At 44.2% G+C, this 20474-nt stretch carries 18 protein-coding genes; 6 read left to right on the top strand and 12 right to left on the bottom strand.

The annotated features are described in order from the left end of the window. Positions 1-32 precede the first annotated feature (32 nt). The 10 genes from LZT21_RS04165 to LZT21_RS04120 form a co-directional block, all read right to left on the bottom strand. The gene (locus LZT21_RS04165) at positions 33-905 is read right to left on the bottom strand and encodes an ABC transporter ATP-binding protein (protein WP_233989324.1); all 873 of its coding nucleotides are present in this window, start codon (positions 903-905) and stop codon (positions 33-35) included. A gap of 15 nt (positions 906-920) precedes the next feature. Next, entirely contained in the window at positions 921-1739 is an 819-nt protein-coding gene (locus LZT21_RS04160; protein ID WP_233923755.1) for an ABC transporter permease, read from the bottom strand. Positions 1740-1742: 3 nt separating this feature from the next. Beyond that, positions 1743-2594: an ABC transporter ATP-binding protein gene (locus tag LZT21_RS04155; protein WP_233923754.1), complete on the bottom strand. Its 852-nt coding sequence runs from the start codon at positions 2592-2594 to the stop codon at positions 1743-1745. 3 nt (positions 2595-2597) lie between these two features. After that, positions 2598-3479, bottom strand: a complete 882-nt coding sequence (locus LZT21_RS04150) for an ABC transporter permease (protein ID WP_233989322.1) — start codon at positions 3477-3479, stop codon at positions 2598-2600. Positions 3480-3569: 90 nt separating this feature from the next. Then, positions 3570-4694, bottom strand: coding sequence for an ABC transporter substrate-binding protein (locus tag LZT21_RS04145; protein WP_233935842.1), 1125 nt, complete (start codon positions 4692-4694; stop codon positions 3570-3572). A gap of 158 nt (positions 4695-4852) precedes the next feature. Continuing rightward, entirely contained in the window at positions 4853-5161 is a 309-nt protein-coding gene (locus tag LZT21_RS04140; protein ID WP_233923751.1) for a Rieske 2Fe-2S domain-containing protein, read from the bottom strand. Between the two features lie 49 nt (positions 5162-5210). Next, complete coding sequence (locus LZT21_RS04135; protein ID WP_233935835.1) at positions 5211-6260, bottom strand: 2Fe-2S iron-sulfur cluster binding domain-containing protein; 1050 nt, start codon at positions 6258-6260, stop codon at positions 5211-5213. Between the two features lie 18 nt (positions 6261-6278). Continuing rightward, a complete protein-coding gene (locus tag LZT21_RS04130; RefSeq protein WP_233923749.1) occupies positions 6279-6737 on the bottom strand; it encodes a methanesulfonate monooxygenase in 459 nt (152 codons plus the stop codon). A gap of 33 nt (positions 6738-6770) precedes the next feature. Next, positions 6771-7991 (bottom strand): aromatic ring-hydroxylating dioxygenase subunit alpha, encoded by a 1221-nt coding sequence (locus tag LZT21_RS04125; protein ID WP_233923748.1) that lies wholly within the window; start codon positions 7989-7991, stop codon positions 6771-6773. A gap of 57 nt (positions 7992-8048) precedes the next feature. Further along, positions 8049-9719: a formate--tetrahydrofolate ligase gene (locus LZT21_RS04120; RefSeq protein WP_233923747.1), complete on the bottom strand. Its 1671-nt coding sequence runs from the start codon at positions 9717-9719 to the stop codon at positions 8049-8051. Positions 9720-9962: 243 nt separating this feature from the next. Here LZT21_RS04120 and LZT21_RS04115 point away from each other — a divergent pair, with 243 nt between their 5' ends. From LZT21_RS04115 to LZT21_RS04100, 4 genes are all read left to right on the top strand, one after another. After that, on the top strand, positions 9963-10652 hold the full coding sequence (locus LZT21_RS04115) for a TetR/AcrR family transcriptional regulator (RefSeq protein ID WP_233935832.1): 690 nt from the start codon (positions 9963-9965) through the stop codon (positions 10650-10652). A gap of 102 nt (positions 10653-10754) precedes the next feature. After that, the gene (locus LZT21_RS04110; RefSeq protein ID WP_255696393.1) at positions 10755-13655 is read left to right on the top strand and encodes a molybdopterin oxidoreductase family protein; all 2901 of its coding nucleotides are present in this window, start codon (positions 10755-10757) and stop codon (positions 13653-13655) included. Next, on the top strand, positions 13652-14308 hold the full coding sequence (locus LZT21_RS04105; RefSeq protein ID WP_233989320.1) for a 4Fe-4S dicluster domain-containing protein: 657 nt from the start codon (positions 13652-13654) through the stop codon (positions 14306-14308). The genes LZT21_RS04110 and LZT21_RS04105 overlap by 4 nt, the downstream gene beginning before the upstream one ends. Continuing rightward, positions 14308-15243, top strand: a complete 936-nt coding sequence (locus LZT21_RS04100) for a DmsC/YnfH family molybdoenzyme membrane anchor subunit (protein ID WP_233924367.1) — start codon at positions 14308-14310, stop codon at positions 15241-15243. The genes LZT21_RS04105 and LZT21_RS04100 overlap by 1 nt, the downstream gene beginning before the upstream one ends. A gap of 79 nt (positions 15244-15322) precedes the next feature. On the opposite strand, the gene LZT21_RS04095 is transcribed toward LZT21_RS04100, so the two are convergent. Beyond that, complete coding sequence (locus LZT21_RS04095; protein ID WP_233924366.1) at positions 15323-15604, bottom strand: HU family DNA-binding protein; 282 nt, start codon at positions 15602-15604, stop codon at positions 15323-15325. A gap of 149 nt (positions 15605-15753) precedes the next feature. Next, the gene (gene xsc, locus LZT21_RS04090) at positions 15754-17562 is read right to left on the bottom strand and encodes a sulfoacetaldehyde acetyltransferase (RefSeq protein WP_233989318.1); all 1809 of its coding nucleotides are present in this window, start codon (positions 17560-17562) and stop codon (positions 15754-15756) included. 157 nt (positions 17563-17719) lie between these two features. Between xsc and LZT21_RS04085 the strand changes: the two genes are divergently transcribed. Together LZT21_RS04085 and LZT21_RS04080 are read left to right on the top strand one after the other, a co-directional pair. Further along, on the top strand, positions 17720-18700 hold the full coding sequence (locus LZT21_RS04085; protein WP_233989316.1) for an AAA family ATPase: 981 nt from the start codon (positions 17720-17722) through the stop codon (positions 18698-18700). 13 nt (positions 18701-18713) lie between these two features. Then, positions 18714-20471 carry a hypothetical protein gene (locus LZT21_RS04080; protein WP_233989308.1) on the top strand — a complete coding sequence of 586 codons (1758 nt, stop codon included), beginning with the start codon at positions 18714-18716 and terminating at the stop codon, positions 20469-20471. The last annotated feature ends 3 nt before the right edge of the window (positions 20472-20474 follow it).

Below are 20474 nucleotides of genomic sequence, written 5' to 3'. Positions count from 1 at the left end.
CATTAACATAAATTACAAACCACACTATAAAATTAAGACGCAAGCGGCTCAACCCGTTTTGAATAGGCGTCAATAAAATCTGCAGCCGCCTTACTTCCACTCTTAAATGATTTCATTGCCTCAGTATGCAAAATCTTTAAGGCTTCCATTTTTATTTCATTTGCACGGTCTAGCTCGAATAAGCTTTTTAGCCTTCTAGGCCTAGGAATATCAACCTCGATAACGTGCGCTACTTGAGTAGGAATATTTGTCATAATGATTAAGCGATCAGCCAAAAAAATAGCTTCGTCAATATCGGTAGTGACAAAAAAATTTGTATGTCGATTTTCTTCATACAAATTTGCATAGTATTCCCACATTAACTCTTTACTCATTTCATCTAAACCACGAAATGGTTCGTCGAGCACCATCACCTCGGGTAAATTAACCAAAGCCCGCGCTAATTCACAACGCCTTTGCATGCCACCCGATAATTGATTTGGAAATTTTGCTTTAAATTGACTTAAGCCTACTTTATTTAACAAAAAGCCGGCCAAATCGCGCGATTCTTTGGTATTTTCACCCCGCGCAATCGGACCAAACATAATATTATCTGCGGTAGTTTGCCAAGGAAATAAAGCCGATTCTTGAAATACCACTAAGCGATCTTTGCCTGGCCCAGTAATCGACTTGCCATCTATAGTTAAAGCGCCGCTAGTTGGTTTTTCAAAGCCCGCTAACAAACGAATTAGGGTACTTTTACCGCATCCTGAAGGGCCAATCATGACCGTTAACTTTCCAGACTCAATAGTGAGCGAGCAATCTTTAATCACTTCTTTAAGGCTGTCACCGTAGCCATAAGATTTACTCACTGACTTGAGCACAATTTCGCCTGTAGCTTTATTTTTCATATTGATATTTGTCATAGCGTTAGCACCCAATTACCTGCGAGTCCATTTTGAGAAATGATCACCTAAGACGCGAATTAGTGAGCTTGATAAATATCCCGCAATACCAATCGAAATCATTCCCACTACAATTTGTTGGTACGAGCCCCCTAAATAAGAGTCCCAAATAAAGAAGCCAAGCCCACCGCCCTTACCACCGCCGTCTGAACCGCCGCCAGAAATCATTTCAGCTGCAACTACTACTTCCCAGGTAATACCCATTCCCACTGAAGCACCAACCGCAATGGAGGGTACCGTAGCTGGCAAGACAATTCGTTTAAAAATATCCCATTGTGATGAACCCATTGAGCGGGCAGCCTGGAAAAAACGCTGGTCAATCGATTGCGCTCCACCAAGCACATTAATCACAATCGTATAAAAGGCGCCTAAAAAGGTGACGAATGCAATGGACATTTCGGCAGTAGGCCAGAAAATAATCGCTGCAGGCACCCATGCCAAAGGTGGTATGGGACGTAATACCTCAAAAGTTGGAAACATGATTCCATAGGCCGTCCGATTAATCGCTAACAATAATCCGAAAGGAATACCGAGAATCATGGCCATTAAGAAACCGGTGAAGACGCGTTTAGAACTTAAGTACCAACTCGTCCAATAGCCGCTATCGGTAAGCAATGGAATCCAGGCTGTAATAACAGCAGAGGGAGCGGGAATTTTGCCAATCCACGGCACTTGAAAACCGAACCAGCCCATTGAACGTGAACAGGTTTCCCAAAACAACAGAAAGACAATGATTGCAATCGTGGCTCGACGGGAAGAGCGATTAAAAAAGAATTTTTGCACTGAGCGAATCATCAACTAGCCCTCCCTTTCGCCAGCAGCGAATGATTTTTTCGCCTCTTCATGCACTAAATCACTAGTCTCTTCCATTAAATCTCTAAAGCGTTGATCGGTTACTACGCTATAACTTCTTGGATACGGAATATCAACGGTTAATACCTTTTTTGGCTTACAAGGGCGACTTGTCATAATCGCTACTTTATTGCCCAAAAATAAAGCCTCTTGTAAATCATGAGTAATAAAAAATATAGTAACTTTATTTTTATAATAAATATCCAACAGAGCTTCATGCATTACCGATTTTGTTAATGAATCTAGCGCGCGATAGGGTTCATCTAACAACAACACACTCGGGTCGTTCATTAACGCGCGCACTATTTCAACGCGGCGCCGAACGCCTGAGGAAAGCTCACCAGGAAAATTATTTTCAGTACCCGAGAGCCCTGCATCAGCCATCATCGAAAAGGCTTTTTCTTTAATTTCTTTGATACCCATTTTGCCGGCCATTACAGGCCCAAACATCATGTTATCCAGCACATTTTTCCAGGGAAATAAAGCGCCGTTTTGAAAGACTACGATGCGATCAGAGCCGGGTGTTGCTTGGGGCTTACCGGGGCCACAGAGAAGTTTTCCATCCAGCGTAATGCTGCCACTATTAATACTATGAAAGCCTGCTATCGCATTCAATAGAGTAGTTTTACCGCAACCTGATGGGCCAACAATCATGCAAATTTCACCAGCTGCGATTTCCAGCGAGCAATGATCGACTGCCATCACTGCAGCACCTTCAGGATCATAAATTTTGACGACGTTATCAATTGAAATTTGACCACGACCCATATGTTGGCTTGTTTTTACAGATTCATTCATTGCTTAATTTCCAGATAGCGCTAACTCACGCATACGCCATTGCATCAATCGCTTACCAACCGCACGCACCATTGCGCTCGTTAAGTAACCGATAAACCCTAAAGTCACCATCCCAATAATGATGGTTGGATAACGTACATTGGTATATGAAGTATTAATAATGTAGCCAAGTCCAAACTGCCCCGAGACCATTTCAGCTGCCACTAGAGAAAACCAACAAACGCCAATCGAAATTTGTAAGCCCGTAAAAATAAACGGCGTAGCCCCTGGAATCACCACATTTAAAAAGACTTGGTAGTCCTTAGCACCTAAACACTTTGCAGCTCTGAAATAAGACTCATCAATCGATTCGACACCGAGCATGGTATTTAGGGCGGTCACAAAAAATGAAGCTAGAAAAGCCAAGAAAATGACTGGCGCCTCTAGGCTAGTAAACATAATGATGGCCAGTGGCACCCAAGCTAAGATCGGTATGGGTCGCAACATTTCAAACACCGGAAAGACATATTCCCTAAATTTCGTCGACCAACCTAAGAAAAGCCCAAGCGGCACACCTAAAATTGTCGCCAACGCAAAAGCAATGAAAACACGCAGGCAACTGGCAAGAATATGTTGATAGTATTCGCCGACAAAAATAGAAATGCCATAAGTGGGATTGGGGCTGAGTATCTCGGTAACAACGGTGCGCAAAGCTGGCATTTGTGCAAAACGTGGTAACCGCCAAACCTCAACGGATAAGTGCCAAAAACCTAAAAAAATAATGAAACCTACCAGCATCAAAAAAAGGCGTGGGCTTAAAATTTTCGCCAACAACGAGCCTTCGCGAATTTCGAAACTCAGCCGCTGCTGCTTTACTGTTGGATTTGAATCATTTGAATTCGTCATGAAATAGCAATAATCGGTAAACTAAAAATCATTTGATAAATTAATACTCGAAAAAAACCCCCTTTAATTACAAAGGGGGTCGCATAAAAATTAAATTGGTGCCGGATTAATTACTGCTACATCACCAATTGGCGCTTTTAAATTTCTCGCCTTCAAAGCTTCGTCAGCAAACTTGGAAACGATCGCGTCACTGCGTAATTCAGAAACATTAATTGCCTTCATATCTTTTAAAAACGTTGTGGCCCCCGTAAGTAGTGAGCGAACATCAGGAGTAAAGGTAAATGGCAAATTAAAACGTACTTTACTACCCAGTTGATCTGGGCTTTGACCATACACCGATTTAGAAATAGATGAACGGGTAAAGCCAGTAAGTTGGGCCATAGCAATATCAATTACCTCTTTAGCATTTTTCTCATCAGCCAAAAAGAGTTGCGCATCTAGCTCAGCGTTCAACCAAGCTTGGGCAACGTCAGGCCTAGCTTTAATTAAATCGTCACGCATGGTTAAAAAACCGCCGTCGCTTAAGCCAACCGTAAAACCCGAGGCAACCCGCTTCGCCAAACCTTCTTCAACTAATTTAGAGGCGGTTGGCTCCCAAATTGCAGCGCCATCAATTTTTTTCGCTCTAAAGTTACTGGTAATTACTTCAATATTTTGGTTCAGGTAATTTTCAGGTTTAACATTTTCTTTTTTGAAAGCATCTTGCACAAACCTGTCGGTACAAGAGCCCTTCGGTGAGGCCATAATTTTACCGTTTAACCATTGAAAGGCATCTTTGGGCGTTTTAAAATCTGGCGCATCAGGCCTTACTAAAACAATATTGCACATATCCTTGCCCATACCCAACACACCAACAAGACGAATATCGGCAACCTCTGGCTTGGTAGTGGAAACAATCGCAGGCATATCGCCAACGTAACCAATTTGTTGTTTACCCGCCAACATATTATTTACAATAATAGCGCCCTGCAAGCCGACTTGAAACTCAACTGTGGAGCCTTTGGGTAAATATTTTTCGTAAAACTTTTTACCGCGCATAATCACGCCCGACCAAGCCTCTGTGTAATAGGGTTGATAGCCCACCACTAAATTAACTGGCGAGCCCACTTTTCCATAATCAATTGTTTGGGCTAAACCAGGCGAAATACAGCCAGCACTTACAAGCCCAGCCAACAAATATTTCAAGCTATATTTTTTAATTGATGCAAATTTCATTCGTGTCTCCCAATTTATTACCCAGTTTGATTAACTGGTCGTTATTTAAATTCCTATAAATAAGCCTACCATTGGAAAATATAGGAATTTATAAAATTCTGAATCGGTGTTATCCCTTAGTTCTGCAAGAGTTCTTTTAAATACGTAAAAATAGGTGATTATGCGGCGTCTAGCAAGTGAATTTCATCATTAATTTGCTCAATTGGCTTTGTAACTAAAGGCCCTTCAGCCAAGCCCTGCGGCTCGCCAGAAACAATGTCCCACTGCCACAAGTGCTCATGACAAGTTAAAACCTTACCGTCATAAAGGGCTTCCGCAAGGCAAACTTCTTGGTGTGGGCAATAGCCGTTGTAGCCATAGTAGCCATCATCTGAATTGGCAATCAGTAATTTGCCATCAGCAACATCAAAAACCTTAAATCCATCTTGCGGAATATCCGATTTTTTACAGATAAAAGTTGAAGCCATGCTATTTCCAATAAATGTAGAGAATTATTTTCATAAAATTTGACAGATATTAACCAAATTTGTCGTATAAAATTTCTGTTGCTGGTATGCGCGCTTTTAATAACAGCATTCTTAGGGCACCATCTACTAAGGGAGGCGGTCCTGCCAAATAGGCTCTTGTTTTGGGGGTAAATTGTCCTTCCATCACGCGCATGGCCACTTCATGTACAAAACCCTGATCGAAGGTTAGCAGTGGGTTTGCTGCGATTAATGCAGCGCTCGCAGGGCCATCTGAAAAGGCTACCAAGACCTTTAGAGCGCCTTTTGACTGCTCGACAAATTGTCTTAGCTCGCTGACAAAAAATAAATCGGCGGGAGTGCGGACACCAAAAAATACATCAGCACGATTACGCAGGTATGCCCCAGAGGCGATGAAGGCTGCCAAAATCGACATCATTCCAGCCATGCCAGTCCCGCCTGCTATACAGACTAAATCTCGATCTAACTCACCCTCGTAAACTGCTTTGCCAATGGGGCCAAATAAATTAGCCTTCAGCCCAATTACATTTTCTTGCTCAAATAAGTAATCAGATAAGAGTCCTTGGGGTTTCTTTTTAATGACAAAATCTAGCGTATCCGTGAATTTGGCCTGATTGGTCATTGACCATGCTCGTCCACCTTGTATCCCTGCAAACTCTAAGACCATAAATTGCCCTGGCATAAAAGAGATTGGCTGTGAAAGTTTTACCGAAAAAGTCATTACGCCTGGGGCAACCGTAGCCGCAGCATAAATTTCACCGGTTAACCATTGTGGCCTTTGGTCGACTGCCTTAAGCGGCTTTAATTTTGAACGAACCTCGATTTTTAAATCAGTTGAGGCCGCACACTGGCATAATAAAAAATCATCCGTCGATTTCAGCAGAGCACGTGCCGGAGCTTCAGCCCATAACCAACTAAATTCTCCAGAAATGCGCTTGACCTTACAAGTACCACAGGTTCCTGTCGCACACTCATAGGGCACATCCGCACCCTCTTTTAACCCAGAATATAAAAGGCGGCTGCTCGCTTTAGACTCATAAACTTGGGTAGTTTCGCCCGCGCCGATTAATTCAACTTTCATCGTGGTACTTATCAAGCCTTAAAAAGGAATATGGTGACCAAAGCCAAACATGCGGGTCTCCATCTTAATTTCACGACTCAGTAATTTAAATTCTTTGTTGGCTTCAGTAATCTTGTCATACACCTTAGCCACCGCAAATAATTCGGTTGCACCCCCATCTAGGGTAGTTCTAAAAACTTCTAGAAAAGTGACTGCATCCCACTCATGGGCGCCTGCTTTACTGACTAAGTACACATTCCCTAAGCGAGAGAGGCGTGAGTGATCGCTATTATGTTTTGGTAAGTTATCAAATAACAACTTGAGAGAATCACGCGACTCCTCTAGCCAAATCATCTCTTTACGTATTTCAGGGCTATAAGCCGTAATTTTGTAGTGGTACTGAGGATCACATAAGGCTATAAAACCGGCAAAATTCAAATCGTCTAAAGTCAAAAAACTTTTATAAATAAGCTCTGAAATTTGTATACGATCATCCATTATTACTCTCTCAAAAATAAAGCAGTCTGTAAGTTAAGCAACTTCTTTCACAGCATTTAACTTGTTATCGCCAAGCGGATTAAAAGCGGGCCGTTGCATTTTTTTGCTCCACTCTGCATAAAAATGACGCATACCAACTTCATCATGAATCGTCGAATTTTCCTCGCGACCATGAATCACCCACTTGCTATCAGTCCCATCGCGCATCGCTCTGCCTTGACCATGAACGCCAAGCAAATCTTCATGCAGATTACGGCCAAATGGACCCCAAATGACATTGTGATCATGAATACGTTCAGCACGCTGTTCTGGAGTATCGCTTTTCGGTGCAAGACCCCTAAATTCAATAATCAATTTATTAGGGCCGAGTGGAATAGCGGTATCCATGCGTAAAACCGACGTGCGTAAATTAAATGTCATCCCAGGAAAGATATCAATCAAGATCCAGCCCCCTGGCGCAAGCCCAGGCCAACCTACAGCACGTTCTTTGCTACCTTTGGTATAGGCGTCATACTTTACTTCCATTGAACCTACCGTTGCGTGACCATTGGGATAACCGGTATATTTGCGATCAAAATAACCAGGCTGCATCATGCCTGTAGCTTTATTGAAGTAGTGCATGTAATCGTGATAAAACTCACTGTTAGTGTCGTGCCACAATTTATAGTTCGTATCGACGATAGCCTTGTGGTAGTGGAATACTTCTAATGGCATCGATAAATTATCATCCAGCATATTCATCGAATCGCCGATATATTCTTTTAGTGTTGGCGCTTGATCATCAACGTTAACCCAAACGAAGCCACCGTAACCAATTTCAGTTCTAACTTCTCTCAAGCCAGCATTTTCACAGGTATAACGATCTTGGTAGCCCTGTGTGCCACGTGAAATTTCTATACACTTACCTTTGGTATCAAACATCCAAGCATGGAAAATACAAGTGATGCGCTTCGCATTGCCCACCGGATCGTACAACAACGTGTTGCCACGGTGTGGGCAAATATTGTAAAAAGAGCGGACCTGCATATCTTCACCGCGCACAATAATTAAGGGCGCTCCGCCTGGATGGCTAAAGGTACGATAATCGAAAGCATTAACTAACTCGCTCTCATGGCAAGCAATAATCCAGCTTTTGTTAAAGATTTTTTCTTGCTCTTCTTTAAATAAACCTTCATCGGTGTAAATGCGGCTGTCGACAAAATGTGAGTTCGGAAAACTTGGGGTTTGCAGCCATTCGGCAGAATTACGAGACATATTTCGCTCCCTAATTAAGATAAATTGATTGAAGTTACGCTGATAAAAGATTGCTGATTAAAAAAGGCCTGTTACTTTGCCGTCAATATAGTCAATTTTTTCTGCCGAAGGTACCTTAGGTAAACCAGGCATGGTCATGATGTCACCACAAACCATGACGATAAATTCAGCGCCAGCAGCCAAGCGAACTTCACGCACAGTAATGGTGTGTCCCTCTGGAGCGCCACGTAATTTTGCATCGGTTGAAAAAGAACTTTGAGTTTTGGCTACACATACTGGGTAATGCCCATAACCCTGCTCCTGCAGACTGGCAATTTGCGCACGGACTTTTGAATCCGCATTTACTTCCCCAGCACGGTAAACCCGTTTTGCGATTTTATTAATTTTTTCCCAAAGCGTATCTTCTTCTTCGTAAACAAACTGCATTTTTTTATCAGATTCGCAAAGGTCAACAACAATCTTGGCTAGATCTGCCGCACCTTTACCGCCATGGGCCCAATGCGAAGCCACTACTACTTTTGCTCCAAAACGATCCATCCGCTTACGAATCAAATCGATTTCTGCATCGGTATCACTCAAGAATTGATTGATCGAAACAACGCAGGGTAAGTTATAGACCTGAGTAATGTTTTCAACGTGACGCTCCAAATTGACCAAACCCTTATCTAAGGCAATTAAGTCTTCTTTAGTTAAATTGGCAACATCAACTCCACCGTGATACTTCATCGCGCGCACTGTTACTACGATCACGACAGCCGCAGGACGCAAACCTGACTTACGGCATTTAATATCAATAAACTTTTCAGCGCCCAAGTCCGCACCAAACCCTGCCTCTGTCACTACATAATCCGCTAACTTCAATGCGGCTTGAGTGGCAATAACTGAATTACAACCATGGGCAATATTGGCAAAGGGGCCACCATGAACAAAGGCTGGATTATTTTCTAAGGTTTGCACCAAATTAGGTGCCAGCGCATCTTTAAGCAATACCGTCATGGCACCATGCGCATTCAGATCTTTTGCTAAAACGGGCTTTAAATCGCGGGTATAGCCAACCACAATTTTTGACAAACGCTCTTTTAAATCCTCGATTGACGTGGCCAAACAGAAAATTGCCATGATCTCTGAGGCAACCACAATATCAAAGCCATCTTCACGGGGGTAGCCATTACCAGGGCCTCCCAAGCCAGCAGTAATGGAGCGTAAAGCGCGGTCATTCATATCCACTACCCGCTTCCATTGAATACGACGCACATCAATACCCAAGGTATTGCCATGATAAATATGGTTATCAATTAAAGCCGCTAGCAAGTTATTAGCCAAGGCAATCGCCGAAAAATCGCCCGTGAAATGCAAATTAATATCTTCCATGGGCACGATTTGGGCGTAGCCTCCCCCGGCTGCCCCGCCCTTTACGCCAAACACTGGGCCAAGAGAGGGTTCACGCAAACAAATCATGGCTTTTTTGCCGATATGGTTCAGCGCATCGCCCAAGCCAACCGTAGTGGTGGTTTTACCTTCGCCTGCGGGGGTTGGACTAATTGCTGTTACTAAGATAAGTTTGCCGTCTTTTTTGTTTTTTAAGGTATCTAAATAAGCTAATGAGACCTTGGCCTTGTAATGCCCAAATGGCTCTAGCGAGTCTTCAGGAATGCCTAAGCGCTCCTTGGCAATTCCGGCGATCTTTTTCATGGTCGCTTTTTGAGCTATTTCGATATCACTTGGCATTTGAACCTCTGTAAAATTAACGGTTATCTGAAGACGGCCTAAAGCTTAATTAATCTATTGATAATTAGAACTATACAACATTAATGCAAAAATTTCACAGTATTTATCAACGATTAATTAGGGAAACTACTTAGACGACCTGCAACGCTAAGGGGCATCCAAGTAAATACAATAGCTTATCAAGCTTTTTACGATTTTTGGGTATTTCAATATTGCAGCATTTACTAGGTTTTATAACACCATATGCCCCTTAAAGTTGCTAAACGCAAACCAGCCAAAAAGGCGCCACAAAAATCGCGCATCAGAATGGCGCCGAGTCAGCGGCGCGAGCTCATTTTGGCGGGGGCTATCGATTACTTTGCTGAACTAGGCTTTACTGGCAAAACTAGGGAACTGTCTGAGCGCCTAGGCATTACCCAGCCCCTACTCTACCGCTACTTCCCTTCAAAACAGGTCTTGATGGAAGAAGTGTTCGAAATCATCTTCTTAGACTCTTGGCAAAAAGAGTGGGATGCGTTACTAGAAAACCAAACTATTCCCCTAAAAAAGCGCCTCGTAACCTTTTATCAACAATATTTTGAGGATAGCTTCTCGCGCCGGTGGATTCGGGTGTATTTATATTCAGGTTTAGCGGGCACTGGCATGAATCAGAAATACCTCAAGATGATTCGTCAACGGCTGATTGATCCAGTTTGCATGGCCTTAAGAGCCCTCTGCGGTGATGATAAAAGCTGGGGGCCAATCTCCGATGATGAGCGAGAATTTGTTTGGGTCTTACATGGTAGTTTCTTTGCTTATGCTACCCGTAAATATATTTTTAACCACGAGACTAAAATTAATTTTGAAGGCTACTTAACCCGATCAATTGAAAATTTCCTTGATGGCGCTAAAGCGAATTATCCTAAGTTACGCTTAGTTAAAGCCTCTAGCTAGCTTTTTTAACGCATTTATTGCCCGACTTTTTTTAAAGCCACATTCTTCGCCAATTTTGTGTATCCTACCTCTTAGATTTTAATTTATCAAAAGCTAAACAATATGTTCAAACTCTTTTCCAGTGCCCCCGTTCACGATCCCATTGGTCAGCAACAGCCAATCGATGAAATTAAGAAAACCACTTGCTATATGTGCGCCTGCCGTTGCGGCATTCGCGCCCACCTGCGCGAGGGCGAACTCGTCTACATCGATGGTAATCCTGATCACCCCTTAAACAAGGGCGTGATCTGCGCCAAGGGCTCAGCAGGAATCATGAAGCAAAAATCACCTGCTCGCATTACTCAGCCCCTCTTACGTAAAGCCGGTAGTGCTAGGGGTGAAGGTGCTTTTGAACCGATTAGTTGGGAGCAAGTATTTGAAATCTTAAGCGAGCGCTTAGCAAAAATTCGTGCTTCCGATCCAAAGAAATTTGCTCTGTTTACTGGCCGCGATCAGATGCAAGCCTTAACCGGTTTGTTTGCGCGTCAATTTGGTACGCCAAATTATGCCGCCCATGGTGGCTTTTGTTCTGTCAATATGGCTGCAGGCATGATCTACACCATCGGTGGTAGCTTTTGGGAATTTGGTGGTCCTGATTTAGATCGAGCTAAATTATTTATTATGATTGGTACCGCTGAAGATCATCACAGCAACCCGATGAAAATTGCTTTATCCAAATTTAAGCGTGCCGGCGGCCGCTTTATTTCTATTAATCCAGTGCGCACAGGTTACTCAGCAATTGCCGATGAATGGATACCCATTAAACCTGGTACGGATGGCGCCTTATTTATGGCGTTGATGCATGAGCTCATTCGTGAGGAGAAGTTCGATGCCCCATTTTTGCAGCGCTATAGTAATTCAGGGCAATTGGTTTGTTTAGATTCTGGCCCAGAAGAGGGGCTATTTTTGTATGATCCCGATAGCGAGCAAATTAACCTGGATCTACCGCACAATAAATATGTGTGGGATGAAAAAACCAATAGTGCTCGTCCTTGCTTTGAGGCTGGAGTATCGCCTGCCCTCAGCGGTGAATACATCATGGGCGCAGGCCCTCATGCCGGTAAAAAAGTTGCGCCTGCATTTGAGTTACTGCGTCGTCAAGTTGCTGATACCACGCCAGAGTGGGCTGCCTCGATTACGGGTATTGCGGCTGAGCGGATTCGGCAGCTCGCTAAAGAAATGGCGCATGCCGCTTTCGAACAAGCCTTCGAGTTACCGATTCAGTGGACTGACGTATGGGGTGTTGAGCACGATAAAGTGATTGGCCGCCCTGTTGCATTTCATGCAATGCGCGGTCTTTCGGCTCATTCAAATGGTTTTCAAACGACCCGGGGGCTAGCCGTCTTAATGTCATTGCTAGGCACCATCGATCGCCCAGGTGGCTTTCGCCATAAGGCGCCCTATCCAAGACAGGTACCGCCCAATGTCAAACCACCCTCTTCTGAGGCTGATGTCAAACCTAATACCCCGCTTGGTAAAGCGCCGCTTGGTTGGCCCACTCAACCTGAAGACCTCGCGCTGGATAATAATGAGCAACCCCTACGCATAGATAAGGCCTATTCTTGGGAGCACCCCTTAGCAGCACATGGCTTAATGCACAACGTGATTACCAATGCAGTTAAAGGTGATCCCTACACCATCGATACGCTGATGATTTTCATGGCTAATATGTCGTGGAATTCCACCATGAATACCATGCAAGTGCGTGAGTTATTAAATTCGAAAAATGCTGATGGTGAATTTAAAATTCCTTTCTTAGTGGTGTGTGATGCCTTCCAGTCGGAGATGGTTGATTTTGCAGATCTAGTTTTGCCCGATACAACTTATTTAGAGCGTCACGACGTGATGAGCATGCTCGATCGTCCGATCTCGGAATTTGATGGGCCTGTAGATTCAGTCCGTATTCCGGTATTGGCGCCGATGGGAGAATGCAAGCCCTTTCAAGAGGTGCTTGTTGAATTGGCTTCCCGCCTGAAATTACCTGCGTTTACAACCGCAGATGGCCAACGTAAATTTACTGGCTATACCGATTTCATTACCCGCTTTGAAACCGCGCCTGATTCTGGCATTGGATTTTTAGCGGGCTGGCGCGGCAAAGAAGGAGAGAAAAGTTTGCGCGGCGAGCCGAATGCAAATCAATGGCAACAATACGCCGATAACAATTGTGTATTTCAATATCACATGCCCGAAGAACATCATTACATGCGCAATTGGAATCGTAGCTACCTCGATTTTGCTAAAGCCAATGCGATCCGGCAAAAAAATGATCCGATTATGATTGCGGTGTATTCCGATATCTTGCAAAAATTTCGTTTAGCAGCGCAAGGTAAGCGCCCAGGTCGCAAACCCCCCGAGCATCTAAAAAAACGGATTGAAAAATATTTTGATCCCTTACCATTTTGGTATCCCCCACTCGAAGAAGAAGTGACGGACTTAGCGACTTTTAATTTAAACGCAATTACCCAACGGCCCATGGCGATGTATCACTCTTGGGATTCCCAAAATGCATGGCTGAGGCAAATTCATAGCCATAATTATTTATTTGTGAATACCAAGACGGCCACCGATCAAGGCATTGCTGATGGCGCCTGGATTTGGATTGAATCGCAATGGGGCAAAGTGAAATGCATGGCACGCCATTCCGAAGCAGTTGACCCAGGCACAGTTTGGACTTGGAATGCGATTGGCAAAGCAGAGTCGGCTTGGAGCTTAGCTGCTAATGCCGACGAGTCAAAAAAAGGGTTCCTACTGAACCATCTTATTACCGAAGAATTGGCCTTAGGCGGCTTTACTGTCAGCAATTCCGATCCCATTACAGGTCAAGCAGGTTGGTATGACGTGCGGGTCAAATTAGCTTTAGCCGATGCTAGTGAACCTGCAGAAACTTGGCCACAAGTGAAAGCCTTCACAGTACCTGGTATGCCCTTAGGTAAGAATGCAAAAAATGCTGGGGAGTTTCAATGAAAACCAATAAACAACTTGCCCTCGTCATCGATTTAAATGTTTGCGTTGGTTGTCATGCTTGCGTTACCTCTTGCAAGGAGTGGAATACCCAAGGCTCAGCTGGTCCGTTAACCGATTTGCATGCATACGGTGAAAATCCGACTGGCACTTTTTTTAACCGCGTACAAACCTATGAAGCGGGTTCATTTCCAAAAATGGAAACCGTGCATTTTCCTAAGTCGTGTTTGCATTGTGAAGATCCCCCTTGTGTGCCTGTATGCCCTACTGGGGCAAGTTATAAACGGGCTGAAGATGGCATTGTTTTAGTTGATTACGATAAATGCATTGGCTGTAAATATTGTGCTTGGGCCTGCCCATATGGCGCACGCGAGCTCGACGAAGAACGTCAGGTAATGACTAAATGTACTTTATGCGTTGATCGCATCTATAGCAAAACTTTGCCCGAAAGTGAACGTAAACCTGCCTGCGTATTAGCCTGCCCCACCGGTGCGCGTATTTTTGGTGACGTGCATGATCCCCTATCAGAAGCCAGTATCGCCATTAAAGAACGCGGTGGATATTCGCTAATGCCCGAATGGGAAACACAACCAGCCAATCAATATTTACCCCGCTCAATTATGGACACCATTCAAGCTGTAATGGATGAAAACTAATGCAACCTAATTTTTCTCTCATTTTTTTTACTACCTTAGCGGGAATGGCTCAAGGTTTAATTATTTCTATTGCCCTTATCAATTTGCGCACTGTAATATTGCCGAGTGAATTTCTTGCTTGGCTTGCTTTGCCAGTAGCCTTAGCACTACTATTGATTAGCTTACTAGCCTCATTTTTTCACTTGGGTCACCCCGAGCGCGCTTGGCGGGCTATGCTAATGTGGCGTACTTCATGGCTTTCTCGTGAGGTGCTAGTTTTACCCCTATTCATTGCCGTTACCGGCTTAGCTTGGCTCTTTACAATTAACCAGCAACAACCAACTTGGTTATGGCTTGCTCTAATTATTCTGGCTATTGCTTTGTGGGTTTGTACTGCGCAAATTTATCAATGCATTCGCTTTATTCAAGAGTGGGCCAGCCCCCTAACCTTGGTTAATTTCATGGCGCTAGGCCTCACATCGGGCTGGCTCTTATTCGCCAGCTTAATTGCTATTTGGCCCTCTGTCATTCCAGCAATCGAGCCATCACTTCTAGCGGGCTTTGGTTTCATTTTACTTTTCGCCTGTCTCAACATTAAGTTATGGATTTGGCGCCGGAATCAACGCCTAAAGCCTATTTCGAATTTAAATTCTGCTACAGGAATTAAAAATCCTCAACTTCGGCAAACTTCCATGGGCTTAATGGGTGGCAGCTTTAATACCCGCGAATTTTTTCATCAGCAAAGTAATTTAGTAATCAGTAATTTACGAAAAATTATTTTCTTTAATGCCTACTTTGTCCCGATGATCGCCTTAGCATATGCTATTTCCGCACAAAGCTATAGCTGGATCATGGTCGCTTTTATCATTCACTGTAGCGGTTTAATTGCGGAGCGTTGGATGTTTTTTGCTGAAGCAAACCATCCGCAAAATTTATATTATCAACGGGTTTCATAAAAATAATTAACGCTGTCATTAAAACAAAGCTTAAAAAAAACCGCCAGCAGATGGCGGTTTTTTTATTAAGAATTTAAATTTACTTACGCTTATTAACCGCATCTTTAAAAGCTTTACCTGCTGAAAATTTGGCGGTCTTCGCAGCGGGAATCTTAATTTCTGCACCAGTAGCAGGGTTACGCCCTAGTCGAGCCGCTCTTTTACCCGATTTAAAGGTGCCAAAACCAATCAGTTGCACTACGCCACCTTTAGTAACCGCTTTAATAATATTGTCGATAACCGAACTTAGAACACGGTCGGCAGATGCTTTAGATAATTCGGCATCTGCGGCAATTTTTTCCACTAATTCTGATTTATTCAATTGAAACTCCTTTATTTAATTTTTGGCGCGCTGAAACAGTAAATATCGTATCACTAGCTAGGGTTATTAACCCTAGGGAATATCCCTAAGCGATAACTCCCTAGAAAGCTTAGCTTTTAGGGGCTAAGCCTGCATCGATACCGCTAAACTTACACGTAATCTTGGTATTTTTCCAATAAACGGACCGGTTTTGATAAAGCATCGCGACGGAATGGATCACCTAATTCACGGGTGCACATAATTTCTATTACGCAGGTTTTCCCTTCCTTCATTTGCATCTCAATTGCTTGCTTTAGGGCTGGCCCTACTTGATCTAAGCGATCGACCACAATACCTTCGGCGCCCATCGACTTAGCAATTTCAGCAAAACTGGGGCTCTCCAATTCACCCGCAACAAAACGCCGATTATAGAAATCGACTTGATTTTTCTTTTCAGCTCCCCACTGGCGATTATGAAAGACGATTGCTGTTACAGGTATGTTGTGCCTAACCGCTGTTAAGATTTCGACCATACTCATCGCCCAGGCACCATCGCCAGCATAGGCAATTGCGGGGCGATTGGGCGCAGCAGTTTTGGCGCCCATAATAGTTGGCAGAGCGTAGCCGCAGTTACCAAAACTCATTGGCGCGAAAAAACTGCGTGGCTTTTCAAAGCGTAAATAGCTGTTGGCAACCGAATTAATATTACCAATATCGGTTGAAACCATCACATCTGAGGGCATTGCTTTCTCTAATTCACGCAGTACCTCACGTGGATGTAAATATTCCCCGCCCAGCGGTGTCTTTTCTTTTTTCTGCTCTTCAATCATGTCAAGGCTAAAGGCATCTTTTTCATGAGTCCATGCGTCTAATTCTTTTTCCCACGCAGCCTTTTCGGCCGCAATGATTTTCGCCCGCTCTGCTTTATTGGCATCAGCTACTAAGGTTTTCTTTTCTAAACGCTTACTTAAGGCAATCGCTGCCGCTTTGGCATCGCCACAAATACCTACGGAAATTTTCTTCACTAAACCCAGCATCTTATTGTCTGCATCGATCTGAATAATCTTGGCATGCTTGGGCCAGTAATCCATGCCATGCTGGGGCAAAGTGCCAAAGGGGCCCAAGCGTGAACCTAAAGCCACCACCACATCAGCCTGAGAAATTAATTTCATCGCCGCCTTAGAACCTTGATATCCCAAAGGACCACACCACAGCGGATGACTAGCAGGAAAGGAGTCATTGTGTAAATAGCTATTCACCACCGGCGCACCAAGGCGCTCAGCTAAGGCTTTACATTCTTCAACGCCATCGGCCATAACCACACCACCACCCGAAATAATCACGGGAAACTTGGCATTTGCTAAAAGCTCGGCGGCAGCATCTAAGCTAGTCTCTCCACCGGGCCCACGATCTAAGCGATTGGGCTGAGGAATCTCGACTTCAATTTCACCATAAAAATAATCACGGGGAATGTTGAGTTGAGTTGGCCCCATTTCCGACATGGCCCGATCAAAACAGCGCCCAGTAAATTCAGCCATCCGCTTGGGATTATTCACATGCCCTTGATATTTGGTGAACTCTTCAAACATCGGTAATTGGTTCGCTTCCTGAAAGCCACCTAAGCCCATTCCCATCGTGCCGGTCTCAGGGGTAATAATCACCACGGGGCTGTGTGCCCAATAAGCTGCTGCAATTGCAGTAACGCAATTACTAATGCCTGGGCCATTTTGACCAATGACTACCCCATGCCTGCCGCTGACTCGCGCATAGCCATCTGCCATATGCGCAGCACCCTGCTCATGCACTACCGGAATTAAACGAATACCTGCAGGCGCAAAGATATCCATCGCATCCATAAATGCCGAGCCCATAATGCCAAAAATATCCTTGACATCATTGGCAGCCAGCGTCTCGACAAAGGCCTCTGAGGGCGTCATTTTGTGGGGGCCACTACTTAAATTGGGCATATTTTTAGACATGGGGATGATTTCCTATTCGATTAAATGGAACAATTTGTTCTATAATTTGCATAATAATCAGGGATTTTAGCTTAAGTCAAGCGATTAAACCATTATATGGAATATATTGGAGTAGAAATTTGGATCGATTCGATGATGGTCTTTTGGAGAAGGAAGCATGTCCAGCCCCAGTGTTTTAGCAGATTTAAGTCTACTGCAACCCGATCGGCAAGTGGAAGCAAAAGAGGCCTTTCCTGAATGCGCATTGAGGGCTAATTTTGTCGTCCCCGCTTTCAGTCAGCCGAATGAATTCGTGCCCCCAATTGATCCAGCCTACTGCCTGAATGCAGACGTCACACTGGCGGTGCTGGCGGGATTTGCTTTTAATCGGCGGGTTTTATTGCAGGGGATGCATGGCACAGGGAAATCAACCCATATTGAACAAATTGCTGCGCGACTCAATTGGCCTTGTTTACGAATTAATCTCGATGGCCAAATTAGCCGCATGGATTTAATTGGCAAAGATGTGATTGCTCTCCGTGAGGGTAAACAAGTAACCGAGTTTCAGGAGGGCTTAATCCCTTGGTCCTTACAGCGCCCTATGGCGTTGGTGCTAGATGAATACGATGCGGGGCAGCCCGAGGTTATGTTTGTAATTCAGCGCATGTTAGAGCGCGAAGGGCGGCTGACTTTATTAGATCAAAATCGGGTCATTGCACCCCACCCCGCGTTTCGTATTTTTGCGACGAGCAATACTGTTGGCTTAGGTAATTGGAATGGCTTATATCATGGCACGCAATTGCTCAACCATGGCCAAATGGACCGCTGGGATATTGTTGCTGCACTCAATTATCTTTCGCCTGATCAAGAGGCTAAAATTGTCTTAGCTCGCGTACCAGAAATGGCTTCTCACCCCATGCAAAATGTAGTCGACTCAATGGTGCACCTAGCAAGTCTCACGCGTAACGGTTTTGCGGCAGGCGATTTATCAACCCTCATTTCTACCCGTACATTAATTACGTGGGCTGAAAATTGGCGCATTTTTAACGATTTATCGATGGCTTTTCGTTTAGCATTTTTGAATAAATGCGCTGCTGAAGAACAATCTCTAGTAGCCGAGTACTATCAACGTTGTTTTGATGCTGAGTTACACAGTTAAATAAATTTAAATTGTGCAAAATCAATCGCATCATGATTTTCAGCGCCAAGACCAATTCGCGGCAGTTATCCGCTCCTTATCTGGCGATTTAAGTACAGAAATACGTAATTGGCAGCTGTATCAAGCCGCCAAACCTTTTGGCCAGTTAGCGCCCCATCTGCTCTTAGAGCATCAGCAGCCATCGTGGTTTCAGGCGCGCGGCATACTCGATGGAATTGCCTTGCGTTTACGGTATTCCGATCATGCTTTACATCGGTCCCTGAGCCCAGAAGATCAATTTGGATCTTTTATTTTCGAAGTTTTAGAACAAATACGGGTAGAAAGTATTTGTCCTAATTACTTAGTTGGCAGTAAAAAAAATTTACGTCAACAATTTATTGCTTGGCTTACCCAATGGATGACATCGGGCCAAGCTGAAGGCAGCATTGGCTTACTCTTACTAGCTATTTTTAGTATGGTCTGGATGCGGCTGAATAATCAAGAGTTACCGCAACTGATGCAAGATACGGTAGAGGCAACCCGTGCCGGCTTATCTACAGATACTGGCCCCATTCTTAAACAACTTAAAGCCTGTCAAACCCAACAGGAAGCTTATGCAGAGCAGGCCCTCTTATTAGTAGCTATGGTCTGCACGCTCGTACGTAACGAATATCAAAGTCAACCTAGCTTGCGGTCAAAACGCAAACAGGCCAATACGACTGCTTTATTAATTGATTGGCTACCACCGCAGGAAACTAACACTAGCATCACCGAAAAACCGCATACTAGCAGTAGTAAACAAGCCCAATTCAGAGAAACTCAGGCAATACTCAATCAGTATCCCATTTATAACTCTGCTTATGATCTTGAAATAAAGGCAGAAACTGCGGTGCGGATGGCGCAATTACACAGTTATCGCACTGAAATAGATCAGTGTATTCAGGCTTGGCAAATTCCTTGGGGGAAATTTATGCGGATCTACACTGCCCTCCTAGCTCAGCCCCAATTGAGTCAGTGGCAAAATACAGCCAATGAAGGACTGCTCGATCGTCGCCATCTCATTCGCGTCATTTCTTCACCTTTGCAAGCGCCCGTCCAAAAGCAACAGATTACAAAACCGCTGGCGCGCACTCAAATTACCTTTCTATTGGATTGCTCAGGCTCAATGAAAGCACAGCGTCTCGCACTGGCTAGTTTTATCGATGTCATGGTGCGAATACTAGAGTCTGCCGGTGTAGCTACAGAAGTCTTAGGCTACAGCACACTGGCCTGGCAAGGTGGCAGGCCTTTTAAAGAATGGCAAAAAGCAGGCTCTGGCGCAAACCCAGGGCGCCTCAATGAACGTGCGCATTGGATTTTTAAAGATCATCAAACCAGTTGGCGTAAGGCCCGTTTAGGCATGGCCGCCCTATTAAAGCCCGACCTCTATCGCGAGAGCTTAGATGGCGAAGCTTTGCTCTGGGCTACAAATCGCATAGCTAAGAGCGGCTCAGCTATTCACGATAAAAAAATAATTCTGCTATCAGATGGTTGTCCAATGGATCGCGCAACCCAGCAGGCTAACGGTGAAGCATTTTTGCTCGACCACTTACTTCATGTCTTGGCGTGGACCCAGCAAACAAAAATTCAAGTCTGGGGCTGTGGTATCGGTGAAGAAATGCGTAGCGCATTTAAACAACGCTTAAGTTGGGAACTTCATACAAGCAAAGACAGTCAGCTCCCTGCAGCTGCGCTAGTCGTTACTGCAATTAGTAATTGGGCTCAAGAGTTAGCAGATCAAACTAAACGGTAGACC

Source organism: Polynucleobacter sp. IMCC 30228, assembly GCF_021395205.1.
Lineage (GTDB): Bacteria > Pseudomonadota > Gammaproteobacteria > Burkholderiales > Burkholderiaceae > Polynucleobacter.
The sequence above is the reverse complement of the archived record's forward strand: the minus strand, read 5'-3'. Positions and strand labels throughout refer to the sequence as shown.

Excerpts from the sequence above, each read along its gene's own strand:
- LZT21_RS04165 (WP_233989324.1), bottom strand. The coding sequence starts at position 905 with ATGACAAATATCAATATGAAAAATAAAGCTACAGGCGAAATTGTGCTC.
- LZT21_RS04160 (WP_233923755.1), bottom strand. The coding sequence starts at position 1,739 with ATGATTCGCTCAGTGCAAAAATTCTTTTTTAATCGCTCTTCCCGTCGA.
- LZT21_RS04155 (WP_233923754.1), bottom strand. The coding sequence starts at position 2,594 with ATGAATGAATCTGTAAAAACAAGCCAACATATGGGTCGTGGTCAAATT.
- LZT21_RS04150 (WP_233989322.1), bottom strand. The coding sequence starts at position 3,479 with ATGACGAATTCAAATGATTCAAATCCAACAGTAAAGCAGCAGCGGCTG.
- LZT21_RS04145 (WP_233935842.1), bottom strand. The coding sequence starts at position 4,694 with ATGAAATTTGCATCAATTAAAAAATATAGCTTGAAATATTTGTTGGCT.
- LZT21_RS04140 (WP_233923751.1), bottom strand. The coding sequence starts at position 5,161 with ATGGCTTCAACTTTTATCTGTAAAAAATCGGATATTCCGCAAGATGGA.
- LZT21_RS04135 (WP_233935835.1), bottom strand. The coding sequence starts at position 6,260 with ATGAAAGTTGAATTAATCGGCGCGGGCGAAACTACCCAAGTTTATGAG.
- LZT21_RS04130 (WP_233923749.1), bottom strand. The coding sequence starts at position 6,737 with ATGGATGATCGTATACAAATTTCAGAGCTTATTTATAAAAGTTTTTTG.
- LZT21_RS04125 (WP_233923748.1), bottom strand. The coding sequence starts at position 7,991 with ATGTCTCGTAATTCTGCCGAATGGCTGCAAACCCCAAGTTTTCCGAAC.
- LZT21_RS04120 (WP_233923747.1), bottom strand. The coding sequence starts at position 9,719 with ATGCCAAGTGATATCGAAATAGCTCAAAAAGCGACCATGAAAAAGATC.
- LZT21_RS04115 (WP_233935832.1), top strand. The coding sequence starts at position 9,963 with ATGCCCCTTAAAGTTGCTAAACGCAAACCAGCCAAAAAGGCGCCACAA.
- LZT21_RS04110 (WP_255696393.1), top strand. The coding sequence starts at position 10,755 with ATGTTCAAACTCTTTTCCAGTGCCCCCGTTCACGATCCCATTGGTCAG.
- LZT21_RS04105 (WP_233989320.1), top strand. The coding sequence starts at position 13,652 with ATGAAAACCAATAAACAACTTGCCCTCGTCATCGATTTAAATGTTTGC.
- LZT21_RS04100 (WP_233924367.1), top strand. The coding sequence starts at position 14,308 with ATGCAACCTAATTTTTCTCTCATTTTTTTTACTACCTTAGCGGGAATG.
- xsc (WP_233989318.1), bottom strand. The coding sequence starts at position 17,562 with ATGTCTAAAAATATGCCCAATTTAAGTAGTGGCCCCCACAAAATGACG.
- LZT21_RS04085 (WP_233989316.1), top strand. The coding sequence starts at position 17,720 with ATGTCCAGCCCCAGTGTTTTAGCAGATTTAAGTCTACTGCAACCCGAT.